General features: G+C 50.2%; 25 protein-coding genes and 1 pseudogene. 19 read left to right on the top strand and 7 right to left on the bottom strand.

Features of this window, described 5'->3' with window-relative positions; translation table 11 throughout:
* Window positions 1-422, top strand: a 422-nt coding sequence (locus LH51_RS20960; RefSeq protein ID WP_200882062.1) for a hypothetical protein, incomplete at its 5' end; no start/stop codon positions are given.
* Window positions 423-478: 56 nt separating this feature from the next.
* Here the strand turns inward: LH51_RS20960 and LH51_RS20700 are convergent.
* Together LH51_RS20700 and LH51_RS18030 are read right to left on the bottom strand one after the other, a co-directional pair.
* On the bottom strand, window positions 479-574 hold the full coding sequence (locus tag LH51_RS20700; RefSeq protein WP_160173766.1) for a VPLPA-CTERM sorting domain-containing protein: 96 nt from the start codon (window positions 572-574) through the stop codon (window positions 479-481).
* Entirely contained in the window at window positions 571-1,062 is a 492-nt protein-coding gene (locus LH51_RS18030; protein WP_036524928.1) for a hypothetical protein, read from the bottom strand. The genes LH51_RS20700 and LH51_RS18030 overlap by 4 nt, the downstream gene beginning before the upstream one ends.
* 477 nt (window positions 1,063-1,539) lie before the next feature.
* Between LH51_RS18030 and LH51_RS18025 the strand changes: the two genes are divergently transcribed.
* The 10 genes and pseudogenes from LH51_RS18025 to LH51_RS17995 all read left to right on the top strand — a co-directional run bounded on the left by LH51_RS18025 (window position 1,540) and on the right by LH51_RS17995 (window position 12,256).
* A complete protein-coding gene (locus LH51_RS18025) occupies window positions 1,540-2,196 on the top strand; it encodes a hypothetical protein (protein WP_036519853.1) in 657 nt (218 codons plus the stop codon).
* Window positions 2,166-2,339 (top strand): VPLPA-CTERM sorting domain-containing protein, encoded by a 174-nt coding sequence (locus LH51_RS24975; RefSeq protein ID WP_081960645.1) that lies wholly within the window; start codon window positions 2,166-2,168, stop codon window positions 2,337-2,339. Before LH51_RS18025 ends, LH51_RS24975 begins: the two co-directional genes overlap by 31 nt.
* A 164-nt stretch (window positions 2,340-2,503) precedes the next feature.
* Entirely contained in the window at window positions 2,504-3,061 is a 558-nt protein-coding gene (locus LH51_RS18020) for a VPLPA-CTERM sorting domain-containing protein (protein WP_036519851.1), read from the top strand.
* 334 nt (window positions 3,062-3,395) lie between these two features.
* A complete protein-coding gene (locus LH51_RS24515; protein ID WP_327124195.1) occupies window positions 3,396-3,785 on the top strand; it encodes a hypothetical protein in 390 nt (129 codons plus the stop codon).
* Window positions 3,782-4,996, top strand: coding sequence for a phosphoglucomutase, alpha-D-glucose phosphate-specific (locus LH51_RS23790; protein ID WP_327124193.1), 1,215 nt, complete (start codon window positions 3,782-3,784; stop codon window positions 4,994-4,996). The genes LH51_RS24515 and LH51_RS23790 overlap by 4 nt, the downstream gene beginning before the upstream one ends.
* Window positions 4,997-5,251: 255 nt before the next feature.
* A pseudogene (locus LH51_RS24970) lies at window positions 5,252-5,622 on the top strand (retention module-containing protein); the annotation flags it as partial.
* Window positions 5,623-5,631: 9 nt separating this feature from the next.
* Complete coding sequence (locus LH51_RS18010) at window positions 5,632-6,708, top strand: DUF5801 repeats-in-toxin domain-containing protein (RefSeq protein WP_442934859.1); 1,077 nt, start codon at window positions 5,632-5,634, stop codon at window positions 6,706-6,708.
* A gap of 13 nt (window positions 6,709-6,721) precedes the next feature.
* Window positions 6,722-8,284 (top strand): DUF5801 repeats-in-toxin domain-containing protein, encoded by a 1,563-nt coding sequence (locus LH51_RS18005; protein WP_052063934.1) that lies wholly within the window; start codon window positions 6,722-6,724, stop codon window positions 8,282-8,284.
* A complete protein-coding gene (locus LH51_RS20955; RefSeq protein ID WP_036524924.1) occupies window positions 8,242-9,690 on the top strand; it encodes a DUF5801 repeats-in-toxin domain-containing protein in 1,449 nt (482 codons plus the stop codon). The genes LH51_RS18005 and LH51_RS20955 overlap by 43 nt, the downstream gene beginning before the upstream one ends.
* Entirely contained in the window at window positions 9,617-12,256 is a 2,640-nt protein-coding gene (locus LH51_RS17995; RefSeq protein WP_235263819.1) for a DUF5801 repeats-in-toxin domain-containing protein, read from the top strand. The genes LH51_RS20955 and LH51_RS17995 overlap by 74 nt, the downstream gene beginning before the upstream one ends.
* 151 nt (window positions 12,257-12,407) lie before the next feature.
* Here LH51_RS17995 and LH51_RS17990 read toward each other — a convergent pair whose 3' ends face one another.
* The gene (locus tag LH51_RS17990; RefSeq protein WP_036524920.1) at window positions 12,408-13,475 is read right to left on the bottom strand and encodes a 3-deoxy-7-phosphoheptulonate synthase; all 1,068 of its coding nucleotides are present in this window, start codon (window positions 13,473-13,475) and stop codon (window positions 12,408-12,410) included.
* A 486-nt stretch (window positions 13,476-13,961) separates the two neighbouring features.
* Here LH51_RS17990 and LH51_RS19685 point away from each other — a divergent pair, with 486 nt between their 5' ends.
* The 3 genes from LH51_RS19685 to LH51_RS17980 all read left to right on the top strand — a co-directional run bounded on the left by LH51_RS19685 (window position 13,962) and on the right by LH51_RS17980 (window position 16,329).
* Complete coding sequence (locus LH51_RS19685; RefSeq protein ID WP_052063933.1) at window positions 13,962-14,267, top strand: protein-disulfide reductase DsbD domain-containing protein; 306 nt, start codon at window positions 13,962-13,964, stop codon at window positions 14,265-14,267.
* Window positions 14,249-15,685, top strand: coding sequence for a protein-disulfide reductase DsbD (dsbD, locus tag LH51_RS17985; protein WP_144244324.1), 1,437 nt, complete (start codon window positions 14,249-14,251; stop codon window positions 15,683-15,685). Before LH51_RS19685 ends, dsbD begins: the two co-directional genes overlap by 19 nt.
* Window positions 15,686-15,882: 197 nt before the next feature.
* The gene (locus LH51_RS17980; RefSeq protein ID WP_036524917.1) at window positions 15,883-16,329 is read left to right on the top strand and encodes an REP-associated tyrosine transposase; all 447 of its coding nucleotides are present in this window, start codon (window positions 15,883-15,885) and stop codon (window positions 16,327-16,329) included.
* Window positions 16,330-16,437: 108 nt separating this feature from the next.
* Here LH51_RS17980 and LH51_RS17975 read toward each other — a convergent pair whose 3' ends face one another.
* Genes LH51_RS17975 through LH51_RS17965 form a run of 4 tightly spaced genes read right to left on the bottom strand, consistent with a single transcriptional unit; the run spans window position 16,438 to window position 18,710 of the window.
* Window positions 16,438-16,983, bottom strand: a complete 546-nt coding sequence (locus tag LH51_RS17975) for a hydrolase (protein WP_036524958.1) — start codon at window positions 16,981-16,983, stop codon at window positions 16,438-16,440.
* On the bottom strand, window positions 16,973-17,368 hold the full coding sequence (locus LH51_RS20690) for a hypothetical protein (protein ID WP_144244323.1): 396 nt from the start codon (window positions 17,366-17,368) through the stop codon (window positions 16,973-16,975). The genes LH51_RS17975 and LH51_RS20690 overlap by 11 nt, the downstream gene beginning before the upstream one ends.
* A 32-nt stretch (window positions 17,369-17,400) precedes the next feature.
* The gene (locus LH51_RS19675; RefSeq protein ID WP_052063931.1) at window positions 17,401-18,099 is read right to left on the bottom strand and encodes an FAD-dependent oxidoreductase; all 699 of its coding nucleotides are present in this window, start codon (window positions 18,097-18,099) and stop codon (window positions 17,401-17,403) included.
* Entirely contained in the window at window positions 18,096-18,710 is a 615-nt protein-coding gene (locus LH51_RS17965; RefSeq protein ID WP_036524914.1) for a glutathione S-transferase family protein, read from the bottom strand. Before LH51_RS17965 ends, LH51_RS19675 begins: the two co-directional genes overlap by 4 nt.
* Before the next feature lie 105 nt (window positions 18,711-18,815).
* On the opposite strand from LH51_RS17965, the gene LH51_RS17960 reads away from it, so the two are divergent.
* The 5 genes from LH51_RS17960 to LH51_RS17945 all read left to right on the top strand — a co-directional run bounded on the left by LH51_RS17960 (window position 18,816) and on the right by LH51_RS17945 (window position 23,140).
* Entirely contained in the window at window positions 18,816-19,445 is a 630-nt protein-coding gene (locus LH51_RS17960) for a GGDEF domain-containing protein (RefSeq protein WP_160173764.1), read from the top strand.
* Complete coding sequence (locus tag LH51_RS17955; protein WP_052063930.1) at window positions 19,445-20,830, top strand: tRNA(Met) cytidine acetyltransferase TmcA domain-containing protein; 1,386 nt, start codon at window positions 19,445-19,447, stop codon at window positions 20,828-20,830. The genes LH51_RS17960 and LH51_RS17955 overlap by 1 nt, the downstream gene beginning before the upstream one ends.
* Window positions 20,830-21,555 carry a GNAT family N-acetyltransferase gene (locus LH51_RS19670; RefSeq protein WP_081960899.1) on the top strand — a complete coding sequence of 242 codons (726 nt, stop codon included), beginning with the start codon at window positions 20,830-20,832 and terminating at the stop codon, window positions 21,553-21,555. The genes LH51_RS17955 and LH51_RS19670 overlap by 1 nt, the downstream gene beginning before the upstream one ends.
* A gap of 113 nt (window positions 21,556-21,668) precedes the next feature.
* A complete protein-coding gene (locus tag LH51_RS17950) occupies window positions 21,669-22,304 on the top strand; it encodes a type IV toxin-antitoxin system AbiEi family antitoxin domain-containing protein (RefSeq protein WP_052063928.1) in 636 nt (211 codons plus the stop codon).
* Window positions 22,301-23,140: a nucleotidyl transferase AbiEii/AbiGii toxin family protein gene (locus LH51_RS17945; protein WP_036524908.1), complete on the top strand. Its 840-nt coding sequence runs from the start codon at window positions 22,301-22,303 to the stop codon at window positions 23,138-23,140. The genes LH51_RS17950 and LH51_RS17945 overlap by 4 nt, the downstream gene beginning before the upstream one ends.
* Window positions 23,141-23,212: the final 72 nt, after the last annotated feature.

Here is a 23,212-nt window from a genome sequence, read left to right as displayed (position 1 = left end):
ACACTTGTAACAGGCTGACTTTTCATGGCCGTGAGGACTTGCGCCGCCACTTTATAACGGCAGCAGCTATTCAGGCTATTAGTAATCGGGGTGTTTCAGTTTCTGCAGGTGAGTTCAAAGAGTTACTTGACTCAATAGGCTCCGGGCGTCATTCAGGTTTCGATTTTACTGATATTGTGGCAAACAACTCCGGAATCCGTTTATCCAATCGAATGATGGCTACATCTGCGGATCAGTGGCCTAAGTTGCTTGAATTGATTCAGACCGATGCTGACCTTGTTACAAGTTTGGATGGTATACCCGAAAGAATGCCGCGTGAAGAATTCGAACGACAGTATGGTGATGTTGATAGTGACGAATACGCAGAGATGATTGAGCGTATAGAGGCTCGTATTGGACGTTTACCTTTGCATGCTCTGTAGATATTTCAGGAAGGTAATCGCCCGCAGCCGTGCGGGCGGTGTGTTCAGAAACAGGATCAGGCTTTACGGGCCGCTTTACGACGGATGCCAATAACACCTGCTATACCAGCCAGGAACATCCAGGCGGCAGCGGGTAAAGGCACTTCATTCACACTAATGGCGTTGAGTGCCAGTGTTGACCATTTCCAATGACGTTGGAGGCTCGCAAAAAATCATTGCCTGTGGCGATACTGAAACTTGTCAGCCCCAGCCAGTTGGCCTGGAAGACGCTGGCGGCTGTATCTACAAACAGTTGAGCTGTATTAGTCAGGACGGCGCCACTATAGCCACTGATTGTTAGAGTTTGTGAGCCCCATGCGCCTGCGATAACAAAACTGTTCAGATCAAAGGTGCCTGGGCTGTTCCAGTCGAAAGTTGTTAGAGGGGCTGCATTACCATTGTAGGCGATATAGGGTCCCCCCGTAGCGCTGGACACACTTGCATAGCCGCTGTTGGTCAGACCGGAGGCTTCAGTGTTATCCATATAAAAGCTTGGGCTTAAGGTGAGCTGAGAGCTGCCACCTGCATTGAAATGAATAGTCGCGGCCTGTGTCAGTTGGCTGGCACAGAGTAGCAGTACTGCTATAAGCATCGTTCTCATGATGTGTTCCTCATTCATGATAGATTTTATTGTGATCAATCCCAGGTGTTTACTGCACATTTTCCGTGGACTGAGGCTCTTGGATCGGTTGAGCCGAACTGATTATTACAGATGCACAATATTTAAACAAATGTTTCTCTAATGCTATCTGGTTGTAACTTTTTGTTTTTAAATGCCATGTTTTGGTTTTTGTTAGATTTTTGTATAAATGAAAGGTTTAGTAAGAAAATTACTATTAATTTCATATTGGTGTTTGAAAAGTATTGTACTACGGACCGATGTTTGAGCTTATGTTATTGTATATAGTTGGCTTAGATCAGTAAGCCGATAGGAAGTGTTTCGGATATTCGTTTGAATTATTCAAACATGTGATTGAAATTTGTAGCAGGAAAGTTGCTGGCCAGTGTAGCGACCCATAGGGTGGCACTAGTCAGAACCTGCTGATTGATTAGTGAATTATAAACAAGGATACATTTCATGAACAAAGTTATTCAGTTGGCGGCAGCAGCTGCTCTGGTTTTCTCTGTAGCGGCCCCGGTATCGGCGGCGTCTATTGGTTTGAGTTTTACGGGCGGTAATTCAGGTGCCCACAACTCTCTCACATATAACTATGGTGATGATCAGTTAACAGTAAGTGGTTATTCTGGTTTTAATAGCGGATCTATCTCTGGATCTTCTGTGCAAACCTGGAATGGCTGGGGACTGGGTATGCCAACTAACAATGCAGTCAATAGCAATGGCGCGCATCGTGTTTCAAATAACGAAGTTCGATACCGTGATGGACGCCGTAGGGTAACAGAGCGTCAGTACCAGATGGTTATGTTTGACTTTGGTCGCGAAGTTTCTCTGGATAGTTTCACCGTAGGTGATGCGGTCTACACGAACAATAACTGGGCTAGCGTTCTGGCGTATACAGATACGGCTCCGCTGACCACGTTGAATGGTAAGAAATGGTCTGATCTGCTGACAAGTGGTTTTTCAACTGCTGGTGATGCGGACACCTATACTGGTGTTACTCAGGGAACTCCGAAACTGGTTGAAGGTGGCCTGACATCCCAGTATTGGTTGGTGGGTGTTTATAATGCCGTCTTCAGTGATAGCCTCTGGGAACTTATGACGAAGGGTTTAAGCTGACGGGTCTCAGCTTCTCTACCGTTGATATAACCGAAACACCGCTTCCTGCCGCAGCCTGGTTGTTCCTGACTGGCCTGGCTGGCATGGGTTGGGTGAAAAAACGCAAAGCCAAGCGTGAGCAGTTGGCTTTAGCCGCCGCGTAATTCTTCGCTGTAGGAGCCCGGTCCCCGGGCGATTGTTTTTCTGTGGGAGCCCGGTCTCCGGGCGAATGCTCTTCGCTCGCAGAGCGAGCTCCTACAGCGATCTCCTACGGGTGGTGTATGTTGTGGGAGCCCGGTCTCCGGGCGAATGCTACTAGGGTAATAAAATGAAAAAACTAGTTGTTTTGATGGTTATCAGTGTGTGTCTGATGGCGGGTAAGCTCTTTGCAGCACCTGTTCCGAGCAATACGGGTGGTTGTTCGGGCTTTAGCTTGTCTGGTGGGGATTGCTTGTTGTCGGGATCCACCAAAGGCTCGGCAGGGACCAATCTGACCAGTAATGCTGATAATAATGGCTTTCTTATTAATCCTGTCGGTGAAGGTTACACTTATGTAACTAAATTCGAAGGTGGTAATACGATTTGGACCAGTCGGCGCGGGGTGACTACTATTACCCTTCCTGAGTCGATTAGTTCTATGTTTTCTCAGATTGCTATAGGTATCAAGCAAGGCCCAACCTGGGCGGTGTTTATGATTGATACGGCTCTGGGTAGCTATGAGTTTAATCAGAATGACATCTCTAATGTAACCTTTTACAGTACTGATAGTCTGTCCGAAGTACCACTACCCGCCGCTGCCTGGTTGTTCCTGACTGGCCTGGCTGGCATGGGTTGGGTGAAAAAGCGCAAAGCCAAGCGTGAGCAGTTGGCTTTAGCCGCCGCGTAATTTTTTCCCTGTAGGAGCCCGGTCTCCGGGCGAAGGTTTTTCGCTCGCGGAGCGAGCTCCTACAGGTGGTATATATTTGTGGGAGCCGGTCTCCGGGTGAATGTTTTTCGCTCGCGGAGCGAGCTCCTACAGCGAGCTCCTACAGTGGGCTCCTGCAGGTTGTATACAATCTATGTGCATTGCAAAATAAATAAATTTTTCTAACGTTTGTTAGAGACATAGGACGTTCATTTTTGTAGTCTAGAATCAGTTTTTCTGAAACTAAAAACTTCGCGTTTTACTGGCCGCAGAGTTATGGAAGCGCGTGCAGTGACTATTGAAAAGGGAATGTTCTATGCAAGCACTATCAATATCTACGCTGGTTTCAGCGTATTTTCAGAAAGTACCTGATCCCGGTGTGGCAGCTCAGCGAGTTGCCTTTGGTACATCCGGGCATCGTGGCACATCGCATAATGCGTCGTTCAATCAGGCGCACATCTGGGCAATCACACAAGCTATTATTGAATACCGCACCGCAGCAGGCATCTTTGGTCCTTTATATCTGGGTATCGATACACATGCGCTGTCAGAGCCTGCTTATGGCAGTGTGATTGAGGTTTTGATTGCACAGGGTGTAGATGTCTGTGTGCATCCAGAGGGTGGATACACGCCAACTCCGCTTATTTCCCATGCTATTTTGCAGCACAATTTGCATCAGCCCGAGGCTTTGGCTGACGGATTGTGATTACGCCTTCGCATAATCCGCCGGGTGATGGCGGGATTAAGTACAACACACCTGATGGTGGTCCGGCGGCTTCTGAGGTGACGCGTGAGATTCAGGATCGTGCCAATGTGTTGCTGGAGAAGGGGCTTAAGGAGATTAAGCGTGTCTCTTCAGAGGTGGCGCAAAACGCTGTACGTGCGTTTGATTATGTCGGGTTGTATGTATCCCATCTTCCTGAAGTGATTGATATGGCGGCGATTGAAGGTTCCGGTTTGCGCATTGCCGTTGATCCGATGGGTGGAACGGCGTTGGAAGTTTGGCAGGCGATAGCGCAACGCTTTAAAATCAATCTGACTATTGTGAATGAAAGCCAGGATCCTACTTTTGCTTTTATGCCCCCGGATCATGATGGCCAGATTCGTATGGACTGTTCCAGTCCGCAGGCGATGGCAAACCTGCTCAAGCTAAAGGATCAGTTTGATCTGGCGCTGGCTAACGATCCTGATGCGGATCGCCATGGTATTGTTGATGCTCAGGGCCTGATGAACCCAAATCACTATCTGGCGGTCGCGGTCGACTACTTGTTGACGCATCGACCTCAGTGGGATGAGAGTCTGGCTGTGGGTAAAACCCTGGTGAGTTCGTCCATTCTGGATAGAGTCGTCAGCAAGCATGGTCGTGTGCTTTATGAAGTACCCGTCGGATTTAAGTGGTTTGTTGAGGGGCTGCATCAGAAGCGCCTGGCTTTTGCGGGTGAGGAGAGTGCTGGCGCCAGTTTTCTGACCATGGCTGGTGAACCTTGGTCAACCGACAAGGATGGCATCATTCTGTGTTTGCTGGCGGCTGAAGTGTTTGCTGTAACCGGTAAGTCGCCGAGTCAGTATTACGCTGAGTTGACTCAAACCCTGGGTCTGCCACATTACAAGCGTATTGATGCACCGGCCACTGCCGCTGAGAAAAAAGTGTTGGGTTGGTTGCAGGCTTCGCATATCCGCTCTTCGCACCTGGTGGGTGAGCCGATCACCGATATTCTGGTGAAGGCTGCCGGTAATGCTGAGTCTATTGGTGGTGTGAAGGTGATGACCGTCAATGGTTGGTTTGCCGCCCGTCCCAGTGGTACTGAGTCAATCTATAAAATTTACGCTGAAAGCTTTGTGGATCAGGATCATCTGGATCAGTTGGTGAGCGAAGCCAGGGTTATTGTGGATGACATGTTGTCTAATCTGGCGTGATTAATCGCTATGCCAAAAGCCCGCTCTGCGGGTTTTTTTGTGTGCAAAGAAAAAACACTTAATAATCATAGGTTAATAATTCAAACATATTTGGATTGTCTAAATCTAGCTGTAAGCCTCATGTTTACTGGCAATGTACTTCAGTACAATACCATTATTCAAACCCGTGCCTATAATTAGTGCATAGAAAGGACTCCTCAAAATGAATTGAAGCTAGAAAGCTTCTGCAGTAATTATAATTTAGAGGTAGCTATCATGAGCCCCCAAGTCGCAACCATCGTAAGCCTTACTGGTGAAGTTTCTGCTCGCGCAGAAGATGGCACTATACGTGTACTGACACAAGGAGATGCCCTCTTTGCGGGCGAAGTCCTGATTACTGCTGATGGATCTCAAGTTGTTTTAGATTATGGCAATGGTGAACTTGTCAGCCTGAACGGTCCGCAAAGTTTACAGTTGACGGAAAACCAGATCACGGCATCAGCCCTGAACCGGTTGAAAGCGAAGTTACAGATCCGAGTGTGGATGCGATCCTTGCGGCCTTGGAGGGTGATGGTGATCTGTTGGATGAGCTGGAAGCACCAGCTGCCGGTGCCGAAGGCGCACCCGAAGGCGGCGGTGGCTCGTTTGTCCGCTTGATGCGAGTTTCTGAAAGTGTTGATCCTTTGGCATTTCAGTTTGAACAACAGGCTGTCACCAATTTTGATGCACCTATTGGCGATGCGGGTGTTGGTGCAGCGGCTGAAGAACCTGTCAATGGACTGCCCAGCGCCGGTGACGTGACCATTGCGGTCGATGAAGATGATATTGCCTATGAAAGAGGACCTGATTTTTGGGAAACCTCATGGTTTGATGCTTTTGCCAACAGTATAGATTTTCCGGGTGGTCTCTATCATAACGGTAATAATGATGGAGCCTTTGGTGATGACCTGCCACCGAATTCACCCACAACAATGGTTGGCACCCTCGACTTTTCCTATGGTCCTGACGGTGTTGGCAGTCTGACTTTTAACCTGCCCACTGAAGATTTGACATCTGGCGGACAAGAGTTGCAGTACTGGTTGTCTGAAGACGGAACTACTCTGGTCGGTTATGTCGGACAGATTAATGAAATCCCTGTCCAGGGTGATTTTCCTTTTGAGGGTGAAAACCCTTCTCAGGGCGATTTTCCTTCTCAGGGCGAAGAAGGCTCTTCGGTCAAGGTTATTTTCTCGGCAGAAATTACTGACATTTTAACGGGTGGCTATTCCTTCACACTTTACGGCCCTCTCGACCATCCCGATAACAGCACTGAAGACAACATTCAGCTGCCCTTGTCATTTACCGTAACAGACAGTGATGGTGATGCGGCTACCGGTACTCTTCTGGTCAATGTTGATGATGACAGTCCGGTGATGACTGCTGATGGCACAGAAGTGGAGATGCCAACACTGACCGTGGATGAGTCTCCAGTTGGCAGTGGTGATGCAGATGGTTCTGGCATTGTCGAAAATCCACAATCACTGGCTAATCATAACCTTGCCAGTGCTATCAATCTGGACGGCCACTTCACTCTGGCACTAATCCTGATGTCCAGGATTCGGAGAATACCCCCTTTGTTTCCATTCATGCTACCGGTAATAATGCGGCAGACTACTATGCCTTCACCGTTACCGAGCCGGGTAGTACCGCGGTGTTCGACGTCGACTATGGCAGAAACCACGGAGGCAGTTTGATCCCTATATCCATTTGTGGAATTCGGATGGAACCCGCATAGCCTATAATGATGATGCTTCGACTGCTCTGGGTGATGGCGGTAGTAGCCATGCTTTTGACTCCTACCTCACCTATACTTTCGCCACCCCCGGTACTTACTATATTTCTGTTGGTCAGTTCCCTGGTGGCAGCAACCCGGATAACCCGATTCCGACCGGTGGCACCTACCAGCTTCAGGTTTCATTGACCAACGCCGTTGTGGGTGGTGCTGATGGCGTCTGGACCACCTCCGCTGATTTCTCCGGTAACTTCGATGTAGCTTATGGCGCTGACGGCCCCGGTAGTGTGAGCTATGCGCTGTCACTGGCTGGCGAACAGATGGGTTCCGGCCTGTTTGCTCTTGATCCGGAAAATACTACCGAAGGTGAATTGGGTCAGGGTGCCGAGATCATGCTGAGCATGAACGGCGATACTATTGTCGGTATGGTTGGTGACACTGAATACTTCCAGATTGCCGTCGATGGCGATACCGGTGTGGTCAGTTTTACCCGTTTTGAAAACGTCTGGCATTCCGATACCTCTGATCACGATGATGCAGCCTGGCTGAATGCAGCTGTGGGCAGCATTCTGCTGACAGCGACTGCAATTGATGCAGATGGTGACACCTCATCTGCCAGCCTCGACCTGAGTTCCGAAATTTTCTCGATTGAAGATGATGGCCCGACTGCTGCTTTGGCAGAGGGCCTCGAAGTTATGCCCCAACTGGTGGTGGATGAGTCTGCTTTACCCGATGGTGGGGATGGCATTCGCAGTGATTCCGCCGACTTTTCGGTCTACTTTGCCACAGGTGACGATATCGACTTCGGTACCGATGGCTCTGGTAGTGTGAACTATGCCTTTGTATTGAATACAGGCGAAGGTGCAGAGAGTGTTGGTAGTGGTCTGTTTGCGCTGGATTCGACGGATACCAGTGACGCAGATGGTGATGGCATCGGACAGGGGGATGAAATCCAGTTAAGTGCCAATGCAGCTGGCACAGTAGTGACCGGTAGTGTTGGTGAGGTGGTTTACTTCACGCTGACCCTGGATCCTGAATCTGGTGAAATTGAATTCGAGCAGTTTGCCAATATCTGGCACAGTGATACTGCTGAGCATGATGATGCTGAAACACTCCTGCTGGAAGAAGGCACTCTGCTTCTGCAGCAGACCGTAACAGATGCTGATGGTGACAGTGATAGCGTTGAGTTCGATCTGGGTGCGGCCGGTGCCTTCAGTATTGAAGATGATGGCCCGACTGTAACTATTGAGCCAGCCGTTAGCTACACACTGGCTATCACCAATTATGGTGAAACCTCAGCGGGTTACAACAACAGCTTCGGTTATTACATCAAGGATGCAGATGGCAACCCCACAACAGGTGCCGTGGTATGGGATAATGTTAAAAACTTTACCGACAGCAGTGTGACTATTACGGGTTACACACCGGATCAGGTAGCTTTTTCATCCTTCCAAATGGTGATCGTCTCAACGGTAGCCTGGAGCCAAACACTGAGGTGGTATTTGTTCAGGATGGCTCGGGCAATTGGCAGGCGGTAACTACCGGCGGTACAGAGCTGGTCGGGCAGGGAACCAACGTGCTGTTTGATGTCGGCGCACTCAATGCCGATGGGCTTGACCATGTCCAGGACAATGCTAAACCAGGCAACCTGAACTGGGAGGATCTCCATGGTGGTGGCGACAACGATTACAACGACGTCAATATCGGTGTTGTCTGGTCGTCTAACCTGCCTGTGCTGACTACCCAGGATGCTGAAACCATCGGAGATCTTACCGATGAAGCAAGTGCCGCTTTTGCTTCCTTCTTTACGCTTGTCAGTGATGCCGGCACCGATGGCCCTGGCAGTGAGTCCCTGGCTTACAGCCTGTCAGTGACTAATTCCGACTCCGGCTTGAGCAGTGCTGGTCTTGCCATCACCTTGTTCCTCATTGATGGCAAGGTTGTGGGTTCTACAGCCGCCGCTATCGGTGATGTAAATACCGAAAACACGGTGTTTGATATCAGCGTGGATGCCGGTGGCAACGTTAAACTGACTCAGTATGCCGAACTTGATCACGTCGGTGAAAATGCCGACGGCGATGCATTCAATAACAGCGCTAACCTGCTTGGCTTGCCAGAAGGTACTATCGCTCTTACTGCTGCAGCTAGTGTGACTGACGCTGATGGCGACGCTGCCAACGCAGCGCAGACTCTGGACATTAGTAGCGCGTTTAATTTTGAGGACGATGTGCCTTCGATCGATGCTCAGACACGGGTCGAGTTACTAAGTGAATCTTTCGAGACTTTCTCTGGCACCAATGGTTGGGCTGTGGTGAAAGGCGATAATGGAACTATTATCGGTAACAACGGTGTTGTGTGGACGGTCAATTCCGCAGGTATTGAAATTCAGGCAGGAAACACTGGGGGCAGTACTGCGTCCGATGGAAACTACCATGCTGAGCTTGATCCTTACAGCAATGACGGTAACACAACGCTTTCAACTGTTGTTGAACTGCCTTCCTCTGAGGTGACACTGAGTTTCGACTATAAGCCAAGACCCGGCCATGTCGCGGACAGCGATATGAAAGTTTTCTTGGGTGATTTGGAAATCATTATCGACGCCCAGTCAGATGGTAGTATTGCGATCAGCTCTCCTGACAATGTTGCGGTTGAGCAGAATCCAAACAATAACGGTTGGACCACTATTTCGCTTACTTTTAGCGGCTTGGCAGCGGGCTCAACTCCGCTTAGCTTTGTTGGTCTCGGTTCCGATGATAGCTATGGCGCCTATCTCGATAATATCAACATGTTTGCCGATACGTTTGGGTTAGCTGTTGATGAATCAGATCTGGACACAGATGCCACAGCGAACGTTAGCAGTTTCTTTGAAGGTGCATTTGGCGCTGATGGCGCTGGTGACATTGCTTATACTGAACCTGAATCAAGGTGCATCGGGTCTGGTTGATACTGCAACTGGCAATGAGGTTTTCCTTTTCCTGGAGAATGGAATCGTTGAAGGTCGAGAAGGTGTGAATGCCATCGCCGCTGAAACTGGCGCGGTTGTGTTTACACTCGATGTTAATAGTAGTACGGGTGAGGTGACCCTTGATCAGATCAGAGCTTTAATGCATTCTGATGACACCACACCAAATGATGCTGTCCTGCTTACAGCAGGCTTGGTAGACCTGGTGGCTACTATCACTGATGGTGATGGTGATAGTAAATCAGCCAAAATTGATGCCAGTGCAGCTATTCGTTTCTATGATGATGGCCCATCGGCTGAAAACTTTGTCTATGGTAATGATGTGGCTGTTGGTGTTAGTGATTATGTGCTGGCAGCTGACGCGGTTGCCGCTCTGGGTATTGATGTGGGCTCGGATGGCTATCTGAATGGCAGCCTGCAAGGTGCTGTTCAGTTCAGTGCGGGTAATCTGGGTGGTAGTCTTTCAATTGGTGCCTCTGGTGAGTTGTTGTATACGCCACCAGACGCGCTGCAGCAAAGTCAGCAAGAAACCTTCAGCTACACAGTTGTTGATGGTGATGGTGATTCGGTCCAGCGCTCTGTATCTATTGGTCTGGTCGAGAATACACCCCCCATGGCTGATCCAGTTTTGACCAACGCCAGTGTCGCTTTCGGTAGCCTTCCTGCAGGTTTACCAGAAGACGCTGTATTCGTTAAACAGTTTAGCGTGGGTGGCGGGGTTGATTCGGCTGAAGCAGGCTTGTCATCACCCTCTGTAGCGGAAACGGATGCGTCTCTGGGTGGTCAGGATCAGGAAACTCTGGAGTCCAATCTGGTATTCCAGGTTACCGATCTTCCGACTTACGGTACCTTGTATCTGAATACAGGTAGCGGCTATGTGCCCTTTGATGCAAGTGATCTGGCTGGCAGCACGTTCTCAGACGATGCTGACCTTTATTGGGTCGCTACACCGGGTGACTTACAGTCGGCTCTGTCTGATCAACCAGCTCTGTCTCTGAGTGGCAACTCACTGTCTGGTTGGCAAGCACATGGTGTAACGCTTCATGGCTATACCATGGATGGACAGAGCGATGCATCTACATTGAAGTTCACCTCTGAAGGTGTGGGTATTGATGGCAGCAGCTTTGGTCAGGAGCAGGTTCCTAACCAGCTTGGCTATCGTGATGGTAATTCAGAGACTATTATCCTCGACTTTGCCAATCCGGTCGGTGAAGCCGAGATTGCAGTTGGCCGATTGATCTTTAATGAGCATGAAGTAGGCCGTGTAGAAGCGTTTCTGAATGGTACTTCTGTTGGCAGTTGGACCTTTACCGGTAGCAGTTCATCAGCATTACTCAGTGGAGCACTGATTGACTTTACGCCATCATCTGGTTTCGATACGTCTAAAGGAACTGGTAATGGTAGTGGTGCATTTACGCTGAGTGGCGTGGTATTTGATCAGTTGCGCTTTACTGCAACCGAGTATGGTGACGGCGGTAGCGCTAATACAAACGACAGCAGTGATTATTTCTTGCAGAGCGTCAGCTTTAAAGAGATCCCATCGGCTGAGTTTCAGTATCAGGTGACCGATGAGGCTGGTAATGCCAGTGATCCGGTGATTGTTCAGATAGACATGCTGACAGACACTTCAGTTCCGGATAGCGTACCTTCTGACTGGACTGATGATACGCCTCCTGCTGATATTATTCTGGGTGCATCTGCGCACAACAGTGGTAATGGCCAGGGACAGGGCAACTCTGGCACCTATGCTAATCAGGGCCAGAGTGGTCGCTTGGATAACGATGCGATGACTAAAGGTCCTCATTTAGTGACTCTTAGCACTGAAGGTTTCCTTGCTGTAGACCACAATGGCAATGATAACCCTGCCATGATTGAGCAGCCTGAAGCCTTGTTGCTGCAGTTTAAAGAGGGACTGAACAGCATTCGCTTTGAAGTGCAAGGTGATCTGGGTAACTCTGCAACCTTCTCGCTGTTTGATGCCGACGGGAACCGTATTGGTGATCCGGCAGCACTTGAGCTCATGGATGACGGAACGTTGGTATTTGAGTCATCAGACTCCTTTAGCTATCTGGCTATTGATGGGTCACAAGGCTCATCCTTTGCCATCAAGCCAGTGGGTTACAGCTATACCAACACAGATGGCGAAATTGTCGGTAGTACTGGCGATGATTATCTCTTTGCAACAGATGCCGATGATGTTCTGATTGGTGGTACTGGCGCTGATACATTCAAGTGGACGCTGGATACCCAGGGTGGTGACGATGTTGTCATGGACTTTAATGTGGCAGATGGGGATGTATTGGATGTCGCCGACCTTCTTCAGGGTGAAGAGCATGGAGACCTCACTGATTATATCAGTGTGACTGAGTCTGCTGAAGGTACATTGATTGAACTGACACCACAGGGTGATGGCTCTGGTGCAACTCAATCCATCATGCTGGATGGTGTATCCTTTACCGATCTGGGAATTGATACCGGCACCATGACCACTGATGAAGCCATTATCGACCACTTGGTTAACAGCGGCCACATCAACATCGACCAGTAGAAACCCGGTCCTCGGGCGATTCTGCTCTTTGTGGGAGCCCGCTCTGCGGGCGATCTATCCCATCTTTCGCTCGCGGAGCGAGCTCCTACAGGGGGATTTCTCACCTTCTGTAGGAGCCCGCTCCGCGGGCGAATGTTCCGGGCAATATGTCTTACCGCTTCGGTAAAACATCCTTCAGCTTCGCATGAACTCCACGCAAACATTCTTCCGTGGTTTTCCAGTCAATACATGCATCAGTCACCGATACGCCGTGCTTAAGGTCACAGAGGTTGGCCGGGATGGACTGGTTGCCCCATTCCAGATTGGACTCAATCATCAGGCCGATGATGGACTGGTTGCCTTCGAGAATCTGGTTAGCAGCATTTTCTGCAACCAGCGGCTGTAGCGCCGGGTCTTTGTTGGAATTGGCGTGGCTGCAGTCAATCATGATGTTGTTACTGAGCTTGGCCTTTTCCAGTGCCTGTTCGCACAGACGTACACTGACTGAATCGTAATTCGGTTTGCCGTTTCCGCCGCGCAGTACCACATGGCCATAGGCGTTGCCGCGTGTTTTGACGATGGATACCTTGCCTTCTTCATCTATACCGAGGAAATTGTGCGGGTGGCACACGGATTCCATCGCATTAATAGCAACAGTAAGCCCTCCATCGGTACCATTTTTAAAGCCCACGGCGCAAGACAAACCGGATGACATTTCACGGTGAGTCTGGGATTCTGTAGTGCGCGCACCAATAGCCGACCAACTGATCAGGTCCTGCATATATTGGGGCGAGATAGGATCAAGCGCTTCGGTGGCCAGTGGTAAGCCCATGTCGGACAAGTCGATCAGCAACTGGCGCCCGATACGCAGACCTTCTTCGATTTCAAACGAGTCATTCATGTGCGGATCGTTAATCAGGCCTTTCCAGCCTACGGTGGTGCGGGGCTTTTCAAAATACACACGCATGACCAGATACAGCGAATCTTTAACTTCTTCAGCCAGTGCTTTCAGGCGACGACCATATTCCAGGGCGGCTTCCGGATCATGGATAGAGCAGGGACCGATCACCACCATCAAGCGCTTGTCTTTGCGGTCCAGAATATCTTTTACCACCTGACGCTCACGAATAACTGTGGCAACAGCATTTTCACTCAAGGGCAGTTTGGCTTTAAGTGCGCGTGGTGTAATGATCGGTGTGATGGATTCAATACTGAGGTCTTCTAAACGTGTATCGGTCATCTCTGTTAGTTCCTGAAAGCAGATAGATTCGTAGGGGTATTTTTACATATCCCCGCACGGCTTATAAGAGGAAATAGGTATAATATCGACTATTGGAACGATAGGACCGCTTAATGGTCTGATTCTGCAGATTGAAGCGCACCCGGGTTGAAGGATACATTGTGTTAAAACCGATATTGATATTTCTCACGATCATTTTGCTAAGCCTGTCAAACCTTGTAGGAGCCAGTCCCTGGGCGAATATTCTCTGGGCAATAATTCGCTCGCGGAGCGAGCTCCTACAATAGGTGGTAATGTAGGAGCCCAGTCCCTGGGCGAATATTCTCTGGGCGATAATTCGCTCGCGGAGCGAGCTCCTACATTGGCTGATAATGTAGGAGCCGGTCTCCGGGCGATGTTGCTGCGGGCGATAATTCTCTGGGCGATAGGTTTCTCTCAATTTTTAACTCTTCAGGTACTTCCGCTGGCCCTCTGCCGGTTGAAGAGGTGTTTCAGCTGGATACCCGGGTTGTTGCACCAGGTGTTTTTGAGCTGAACTGGAGCATCCATGACGATTATTATCTCTACCGTGATCATCTGAAATTCACCCTGCCAGAGGGTGTTCAACTGGTAGAGAGTTGGCGCCAGGTTGGTGTTACCAAGGATGACCCACTGTTTGGTAAGGTAGATGTCTGGACGGGCCAGGCTGCTGCGGCTTTATTGATCGGCGCTGATGCTGAGGTGGTCGGGAATGCCTCGCTGGAAATTACTTATCAGGCTGCTGGGAAGGGGGTATCTGTTACCCGCCGGTAACCGAGTCCGTCCCCTTATCTACTTTACCCCTGGCTGCGGGCCTGAGTTGGCCCGAAGGTATGCCACCTGAGCAGACTTTAGCTGCAGAGTCTTCTGTGGTGTCAGTGGCCGAACATGATCGCTTTACGCAAGTGTTAAGTGGACGTAGTCTGCCCTTGATTCTGGCGGCGTTTTTTGTGGCCGGACTGGCGTTGTCGCTGACCCCCTGTGTGTTCCCGATGATCCCGATTTTGTCCAGTATTATTGCTGGCCAGCAGGAGCGGGTGTCAACGCGTCGGGCGCTGGGGCTCTCCAGTGTCTATGTGTTAGCCATGGCGGTCACCTATACCCTGGTGGGTGTATTGGCAGGGTTATTTGGTGCGAATATTCAGGCGAGCTTTCAGAATCCCTGGATCATTTCTGTGTTTAGCGCTGTGTTTGTGTTGCTGGCGCTATCCATGTTTGGTTTTTATGAACTACAGCTACCCAGCGGTTTGCAGAACCGTTTGAATCAGATGAGCCGCAGCCAGAAAGGTGGTCAGATAACGGGTGTGGCGGTGATGGGCTTTCTTTCTGCGCTGATCGTCGGCCCTTGTATGGCGGCACCTCTGGCGGGGGCATTGATCTATATCGGTCAGACGGGCGATCCCGTATTGGGCGGTACGGCACTGTTTTCCATGTCGATGGGTATGGGCGTTCCACTGCTGCTGGTAGGTACATCGGCCGGGAAGTTCATGCCCAGAGCCGGAAGTTGGATGAAGGCGATCAAGGCTGGCTTTGGTGTGATGTTGCTGTTGCTGGCGGTATGGATGCTGGACCGGATTGTACCTGTACAAGTCACCATGGCCCTAACGGCAATTGTTCTGATTATTAGCGCTGTGTATCTGAATGCACTGGATAAATTGGCAGATACAGTTAGTGGCTGGCAGCGCTTGTGGAAAGGTATTGGCCTGGTAATGTTGGTGTACGGGGTTGCTTTGCTGCTGGGTTTATTTGCCGGTGGACGTAGCCTGGTGTACCCCTTGCAGGGCGTGGGGCTGGCGGCAGGCCCCGCGGGTGCTGCACAAGGTTCATCGATGCAATTCAATCAAACCGTCACTTCGCTAACAGCGCTTGAGCCTTTGCTGACAGAAGCAAAAGCGGCTCAGCAGCCGGTGATGCTGGATTTTTATGCGGACTGGTGTGTGACCTGTGCTGAGATGGAGTTTGTCACCTTTGCCGATGCCGAGGTTCAGGCGGGCTTGTCTGAGTTTGTCAAAATCAAGATCGACGTGACCCGTAATGATAGCGATTCACGTGCATTGAATCAGCGCTTCCAGGTATTCGGTCCCCCAGCGCTGGTGTTTTTCGATCAACAGGGTCGTGAGCGTCGCGAGTTCGCCGTACACGGCGTCATCGGCCCCCAGCCACTTTTAAACCAGATCGCACCGTTGTTGTAGGAGCCCGGTTTGTGGGCGAAGGGTATAATGCCAATGTAGGAGCCCGGTCTCCGGGCGATTGCTTTTCGCTCGCGGAGCGAGCTCCTACAGGATGTATAATAATGTGATGTAGGAGCCCGGTCTCCGGGCGATTGTTGTTCGCTCACAGAGTGAGCTCCTACGAATTTTTTTTCTAAATTTAAATAGCAAGGATCGCTATGTATCATTCTCATCGACTTCGTCATGGACGCTTTTCGGCTTCTGGCCAGATTTATCTTATCACCACGGTGTGTTGTAACCGCCGCCCCATTTTCCTGAATTTTGATCATGCAAGAATTGCTCTGCAGGCGTTACGCCAGACGGCGGCATCTACCGATACGCTCAGTTATGTCATTATGCCTGATCATGTGCACTGGCTATTGCAGCTCAAGGAGGGGGCGGATTTGTCGGCTGCTGTGCGTTTTTTTAAGGCGAGTGCGACCCGTGGTATTCATAGTCAGGGGAGTGAGATGGGCCCTGTTTTGCAGAAAGGGTTTTATGACCGGCAACTGCGAAAAGAGGAAGATTTGGTCGCTATGGCGCGTTATGTGGTAGCTAATCCTATCAGGGCCGGGCTTGTACGATCCGTTAGAGAGTATAGCTTTTGGGATGCTATATGGTTGTAGGAGCTCGGTTTGTAGGAGCCCGGTCTGTGGGAGCTCGGTCTGTGGGAGCCCGGTCTCCGAGCGATTGTTGTTCGCTCACAGAGTGAGCTCCTACAGGCGGAGTGAGGGTTAGGCGATAAACGTGCGGTTGATATGGCGGAATACATGGGTGTTGGCTTTGCGTAGCCATTCGAAGGCGACCATTTCCCGGCTTACAAGGATGATGCCGGCTTGGCGCATGCGTTCGATTGCCAGGTGTTTGTTGTTGGGCTCTCGGGAGGCGATGCAGTCTTCGACGATAAATACCTGAATACCTGCTGCCTGCATTTCCAGCGCCGTTTGCATGACGCAGACGTGAGCTTCTGTGCCAATGATCACTACTTGTGGGTAGTGTTTGTCTAAAAGTCTGTTGCGACAGCCATCGTCTGAGAGGCAGGAAAAATACTGTTTTTCCATGAAGGCATTGTCTTTGAGCAGCGTCCTGATGGGTTCGATCGTAGGGCCCAATCCCTTGGGGTATTGCTCTGATGCCAGAACAGGTACGTCCATCGAGCTGGCTACCTGGATCAGCCAGCGACAGTTGTTGACCAGATTGTCGCCATCGTGAATGGCAGGCATGAGCTTTTCCTGCAGATCCACGACCAGCAGGCGTGACAGCTTACGATCAATCAACATGTTGCTTCTCCAGTTCCTTGATTAGTTGGCGTGCCAGATTCATGGCTTCGCTGCGATTTGTTGGAATAACGCCTTGAGGGCCTCGTTGACACCATCCCAGGCAATACACGCCGGATTCAATATGACCTTGTTGATGGGCAAAACGTCCCAGTTCAGTATCATAGGGGACGTCGGCAATGGCCGGAGTCCGATAGCCGATAGCGGTGATCAGCGTGTCCAGTGGCAAGGTGTGCAGGGTGCCATGGCGTGTATCGCGGATTTCCAGTGCCTCCAGTTGCTTGTCGCCGACAGCCGCAAGGGGTGTGGCATAAAAATGCAACTGTATTTTGGTGAGCGCCGGTCTGCCTTCTGGTGCTTGTGCATAACGCTGCAATTGTTCCAGCATTTTTTTCTGCGAGGGCGGCAGGCCTTGTGTGTCTATTCCATCCAGTACGGCTGGTGAAGTATGGACTCGGCTTGTGCCAGGGTACTCAGTTCTGTCAGTTCGGCTACTGAAAAGCTGGCATCGGCAGGGCCGCGGCGGCCTAAAATATGTATTTCTCTAATATGATTCTTCGCCAGATGTGTTCTTACCGGCTCAGATAGGGCGCTTGTCTGGTGCTCAGCCGCCGTTTTGGCTAAAACGCGAGCGATATCCAGTGCTACATTGCCATTGCCAATAATAGCAACGCGTTGTCCGATTAGTGGTGTGAACTGGCTGGATTCAGGGTGGTTGTTATACCAGCGGGTGAAGCGGCCGGAGCCATAAATCCCTGGCAGGTGTTCGCCAGGAATGCCGAGCCTGCGATCTTCGCTGGCACCTGTGGCAAATACCACCCGATCATAGCGCTGCTTTAATTCGCTGTAGCTGATTGAGCTACCTACTTCAGTGTTGCAGATCAGATTTACATTATCACGCGCCAGTGTGCGCGCAAACTGCTCGGTCACTTTGCGGGTATGCAGATGATCGGGGGCGACACCGGAAACGGCAAGTCCAAACGGGTGGGGCAGGCGCTCGTAAATATCGATCTGCAGATCAGGTCGTTTAAGGGCGAGTATCTCTGCGAGAAAACATCCGGATGGACCACTGCCAATAATGGCAATCTTATAGTCAGGTGGCTGTATTGTTGATCTCACGGAACCTGCATACCCCGTTCCACAAACGGCAGTTCGGCCATCTGCTCCATCCAGGTATTTACGGCTGGAAAGGCAGTTTTATCGATTTCCTGCCATTCAAAACGGGCGGCCCAGGGGTAGATGGCGAAATCAGCAATAGTGAGTTCGTCGCAGACAAACTGCCGCCCTGTCAGTTGGGTGTTCAGCACTCCCCAAAGCCGGTTGGCCTCATCCTTGTAGCGTTTAATCGCGTAAGGCACCTTTTCCGGCGCGAAGCGGTTAAAATGGTGTGCCTGACCCAGGAAAGGGCCGAAGCCACCCATTTGCCACATCAGCCACTGCAGTACCTGATAGCGTTCAGTACCTTCTGGAGGTAAAAACTCACCGGTTTTATCAGCCAGGTAAATCAGAATAGCGCCACTTTCGAACAGGCTGATTGAGTCACCGGAGGGACCATCGGGATCTACAATCGCGGGAATTTTGTTGTTGGGGCTTACCTTGAGAAAGTCATCCTCGAACTGCTCATTGTTGAGTATGTCGATCGGATGGACGGAATAGTGCAAACGGCAGGCCTCCAGCATGATGGAGACTTTCTGACCATTCGGTGTACCCCAGGTATATAAATCTATCATCCCACTCTCCGTAAGGTTTTTATAATCAGGCTTTTCATTGCCCTGTCTACGTTATAAGCTTGCGTCAGATCAGCAGGATAATCCAACTTGTGTCGCGGAGAAAGTGTGACTCTGACTTTATTCATCATTTTAGCCTTGTTACTGACGCTCCTGTCTGTTGGTTTGACCTTGCAGATTAATCGCCTTAAACGTGAGCTTTCAGACTACCGGCAGTGGGCTGAAAGTGAATTGGAGCGGGTGAGTCGGACAGATCATGATACCGGTGCTTTAAAAGCTCAGCCTTTTTTTGAACAGCTGGATAATGAGTGTCGTCGGGCGGTTAGAGAGTTTACGCCACTGACATTGATGAAACTGGATATTCAGTTGCTGGATGATCAAGCTGATCGCTCGGCTGTGCTGAAGCGTGTGGCTGAGATTCTCAGCCAGCAGCTGGCACGCCCAGGTGATCAATTGGGACGTTGTGCTGAACAGCAACTGGCGTTGTTACTACCGGCCACCAATGAACATGCCGGTAGTTTTGCTCAACGCTGCCATCAGGCTGTTTTAGATGCCTTTGAACCTGGGCAGATTCAATTCACCTTGGGTGCCTGTACCTTTCAACCCACCGCCGCGCTGCGTGGGGAGCTGGCTCAGCAGTTGGTGACAGAAACCTTGGCTGCCGCGCTAATCGAGACACCTGGCACGGTGGTGTTTCATGCTGAATACAGTCACGACTTTAATCCGACCTACGCCTAGTGAATACCGAGCTTTTACCCGGCAGCCAGTTTCGCGCCTGCTATTGGCTGCAGGCCTCTGAAGCATCGGCTGATACCTGTCTGCAACATTTCCTGCAACAGCAGTCTACTGTTGATCATACGCTGCTTATTTCTGAACGTCCTTTGGCTGGCCTTACACCGGTTGCCGCACGTGAGGCTGTGCAGTGGTTGGGCAGCGAAACCGATCGGGTTATCTTTGATGCTTTCTGCGGTTTTAATCCTAACGCCTTTGCTCAGGTATGTGGCACTTTACGAGGTGGTGGCGAGTTGATTTTACTCACACCACCCGCCGGTCAGTGGCCCGCTTTTGCTGATCCGGAATATGCCGCGCTTTGTGGTAGTCGTTATGATCAGCAAAAACTTGCCGGGTATTTTTTGCAGCGTTTAACCCGGGAGCTGCAACAGGCTTTGACGCCAGGGACGCTGGCCTGGTTTCTGCCATTGCCGGATACGTCTGCAAGAGCACCGTGTCATTACCCCTATTTAAGTCAGCAGCAGGAAGCTCTGGTGGCATCGCTGGTGACGCATTTCCAGACGGTCTCATTAGCACAAACGCTTGTTATTACTGCTGATCGTGGCCGAGGCAAGAGTGCCTCTCTGGGACTGGCGTTGGCTTCGTTGTGTCAGCAGCAGGCATTGACTGTGTGTGTTTGCGCACCCCAACGCAGTGCCGTAGAGGCACTTTTTGCGGCCTTGCAGCGCCAGTTACCTGAGGGGGTGGTGCAAGGCAGTGGTTTCAGTCATCCGGCATTGCAGGTGCGTTTTTATCCACCGGTGGTGTTGTTACAAAAGCGCCCGGAGGCTCATCTGGTTATTGTCGATGAGGCCGCAGCCATCTCTGTCACGCTGCTTAAAGCGATCTGTGAGCATTGGCCACGCCAGTGGTTTGCTACCACACTGCATGGCTATGAAGGCAATGGACGTGGTTTTGAACAGCGTTTTTTGCAGTATCTGACCCAGAGTGGCAGACCCTGGCAGGATTATCAGTTGCATACGCCTGTACGTTGGGCTGAGCAGGATCCCTTGGAAGCCTTAAGTTACCGGCTGCTGTTACTGGATGCTGAGCCACCGGACCTGAATGATACTGATGAATTCGACGCGCTGGTATACCGCTCGATGAGTGCTGCAGATCTCTTGTCTGATGACGCCTTGTTACATCAGCTGTTTGGTTTGCTGATAGCCGCGCACTATCGTACCACGCCCAATGACCTGCGCCAGTTGCTGGACAGTCCGGATCTGTCGCTGCGTGTATTACAGCGTGGTAGCTGTCCGGTGGCGGTTGCCTTGCTGGTAGAAGAGGGCCCTTTGGACGCTGAGCTGGCAGAGGGGTTTGGGCAGGGCGGCGACGTCCGGGAGGCGATTTAATCCCACAGACACTAGTAGCGCGTGAAGGCTGGCTTGTGGCCGCTGATTTACAAGGCTGGCGGGTGATGCGTATCGCTGTGCATCCTGCACTTCAGGCGCAGGGACTTGGCTCCAGATTGCTGGCACAGGTACAAGCGGAGGCGCAGGACAAACAGCTGGATTTTTGCGCCGCCGCCTTTGCTGCGACGCCAGCACTGCTGCGTTTTTGGCAGCGCAGTGCCTATGTTCCGTTACGTATGGGAGAGCGTTGCGATGCGGTGACCACCGGCTGGCCAATGCTGATGTTTCAGGCGCTATCCGACCGGGCCGGGGTCGTGTCGCGACAGGCGCAGTTGCGTTTTGAATCTCGCTTTCTGCTGCGCTTGGTGGCGACTCCCGAAGCCTATGAAACGGCTTTGATTTTAGCCTGCCTTACGGGCCTGAGGGTACCCCAGCTGTGTAGTCAGGATAGCTTACAGCGGTTGCAGGGATTTGCTCATCAGCAACGTGGCTTTGAAGACAGCTTACCAGAGCTGCGAGAGTTGCTGGGTTGTCGAACAGAGTCTGCTAATATGATGGAAACCATAGCGGCTTTCCCTGACGCTGATCGGGAGTTACTGGTAGCACGGATAGTGCGCCTGGAAACACCGGAACAAGCGGAATCACGCTGCCATATTCAGGGAAAACGCCTGCAATTGCAGCGTTTGCGCCATTTGGTTGCTTTGTTGTTAAATAGTTTAAGTTAACCTTCACAAGTGCGGGCGAATGTTAGTTGATTGCAATTTCATCGCTAAAAGTCGTACTATTGATGTATTAATCGGAAAAATTCCGATTAAATGTGCATTTATAGGATATTTAGATGCTTGAGACTCGTTTGGCGGCCTTTGGCGCTGTACCTTTTTCTCATGGGGCCCTGCTGCCTTTATTAACTGATTATGCACGGCCCAATGACAAAATCTCGGAGTGGCTGTCCTCGGGTGAGCTTATTCAACTTAAGCGTGGGTTGTATCTGGTAGGCAATGATTGGCGTCAGGAATTGATTTCATTACCCTTAATTGCTAATCATTTGTATGGACCATCTTGTGTCTCTTTGGAATTTGCATTGTCTTGGCATGGTTTGATACCAGAGCGTGTGCAAGAGGTAACGTCGGTCTGCACGAATCGTGGACGTATGTTTCAAAATAGTCTTGGTCGATTTTCTTATACAACGATTCCTTTAAGCTTGTTTGCGGCAGGTCTGACCATCGAAGTAAAAGGTAATCATCACTTTTGGCTGGCCAGTTTGGAAAAGTCGGTCTGTGATAAAGTATTGTTAACTCGACACCTCAAAGCTATTGGACGTAAGTCCATGCAAGCATTTTTATTTGAAGATTTACGTATTGATGCGGATTTGTTGAAGAATTTTGATTTTGAAGTGCTTAGTTCGTATGAAAATTCAGGGTATAAACCTCGCCAATTTCGTGCGCTTCGAAGCGTTTTGGAGGCTCTTCAGTGAGTAATGCCATTGAGCAGATGCTGAATAAATATACCTTACAAGAAGGTGATGATGTCAGCCATGCTTTACGTGAAATCATGCAGGAAGTTGCTTTGGCTGGCCTTGGCAGAGCTGGTTTTTATGATAAAGCTGCATTTTATGGTGGTACATGTTTACGTATTTTTTATGGGCTACCTCGTTTTTCAGAAGATTTAGACTTTTCGTTACTCAAGTCTCAGCGAAACTTTTCATTAGAGCCTTACTTTAACGCATTAGTTGCTGAGTATTCCGCACTGGGTTTTGATGTCTCAATTTCAGCAAGAAGTAAGTCCCGTGAGTCGGCAATAGTTTCGGCATTCCTTAAGAAAAATACGAGTATTTATGATGTGCATGTCAGTGGTAAAAAAGTTTTTAAAATTAAATTCGAGGTGGATACCGATCCGCCTCTAGGTTTTAAAACTGATGAGAAACTGTTACTTGAACCTTATTCATTTTATGTAAAGTGTTTTAGTTTATCTGATTTGTATGCTGGAAAAGTCCATGCGTTGTTATTTCGTCAGTGGAAAAATAGAGTGAAAGGGCGTGATTGGTTTGATTTTGAATGGTACGTTAGACGCGGCGCTAAGCTGAATTTAAACCATTTGGCTGAGCGAGCGAAACAAAGTGGTGACTGGGGAGATCAACCCTTAACTCCTGATGTTTTTACTGCGTGGTTGGAAAGCCGTATTGGTAACTTGGATGTTGATTCTGCGCGTGAGGATGTTGCCCGTTTTCTATCAGATACAACGCCACTCGAAATTTGGTCACGTGATTACTTTTTGCAATTGGCTCAGTGCGTGAAGTTCGATGGTCTGTAGGAGCCGAGTGCTCGGCTTTCCTGGGATCAGCAGCCATGAGCAGCTTACTTTAGATGCCTATGTTTAGACTGG

Source organism: Nitrincola sp. A-D6 (assembly GCF_000764495.1).
In the GTDB taxonomy this organism is placed as follows: Bacteria; Pseudomonadota; Gammaproteobacteria; order Pseudomonadales; family Balneatricaceae; genus Nitrincola.
Note: the sequence above shows the minus strand (reverse complement) of the source record. Positions and strands in the feature narration are given on the sequence as shown.

Coding starts and splice junctions, on each gene's coding strand:
- LH51_RS18030 (WP_036524928.1), bottom strand. CDS start 1,062: ATGAGAACGATGCTTATAGCAGTACTGCTACTCTGTGCCAGCCAACTG.
- LH51_RS18025 (WP_036519853.1), top strand. CDS start 1,540: ATGAACAAAGTTATTCAGTTGGCGGCAGCAGCTGCTCTGGTTTTCTCT.
- LH51_RS18020 (WP_036519851.1), top strand. CDS start 2,504: ATGAAAAAACTAGTTGTTTTGATGGTTATCAGTGTGTGTCTGATGGCG.
- LH51_RS24515 (WP_327124195.1), top strand. CDS start 3,396: ATGCAAGCACTATCAATATCTACGCTGGTTTCAGCGTATTTTCAGAAA.
- LH51_RS18010 (WP_442934859.1), top strand. CDS start 5,632: ATGCGAGTTTCTGAAAGTGTTGATCCTTTGGCATTTCAGTTTGAACAA.
- LH51_RS17990 (WP_036524920.1), bottom strand. CDS start 13,475: ATGACCGATACACGTTTAGAAGACCTCAGTATTGAATCCATCACACCG.
- LH51_RS17980 (WP_036524917.1), top strand. CDS start 15,883: ATGTATCATTCTCATCGACTTCGTCATGGACGCTTTTCGGCTTCTGGC.
- LH51_RS17975 (WP_036524958.1), bottom strand. CDS start 16,983: ATGTTGATTGATCGTAAGCTGTCACGCCTGCTGGTCGTGGATCTGCAG.
- LH51_RS20690 (WP_144244323.1), bottom strand. CDS start 17,368: ATGCTGGAACAATTGCAGCGTTATGCACAAGCACCAGAAGGCAGACCG.
- LH51_RS17965 (WP_036524914.1), bottom strand. CDS start 18,710: ATGATAGATTTATATACCTGGGGTACACCGAATGGTCAGAAAGTCTCC.
- LH51_RS17950 (WP_052063928.1), top strand. CDS start 21,669: ATGCTTGAGACTCGTTTGGCGGCCTTTGGCGCTGTACCTTTTTCTCAT.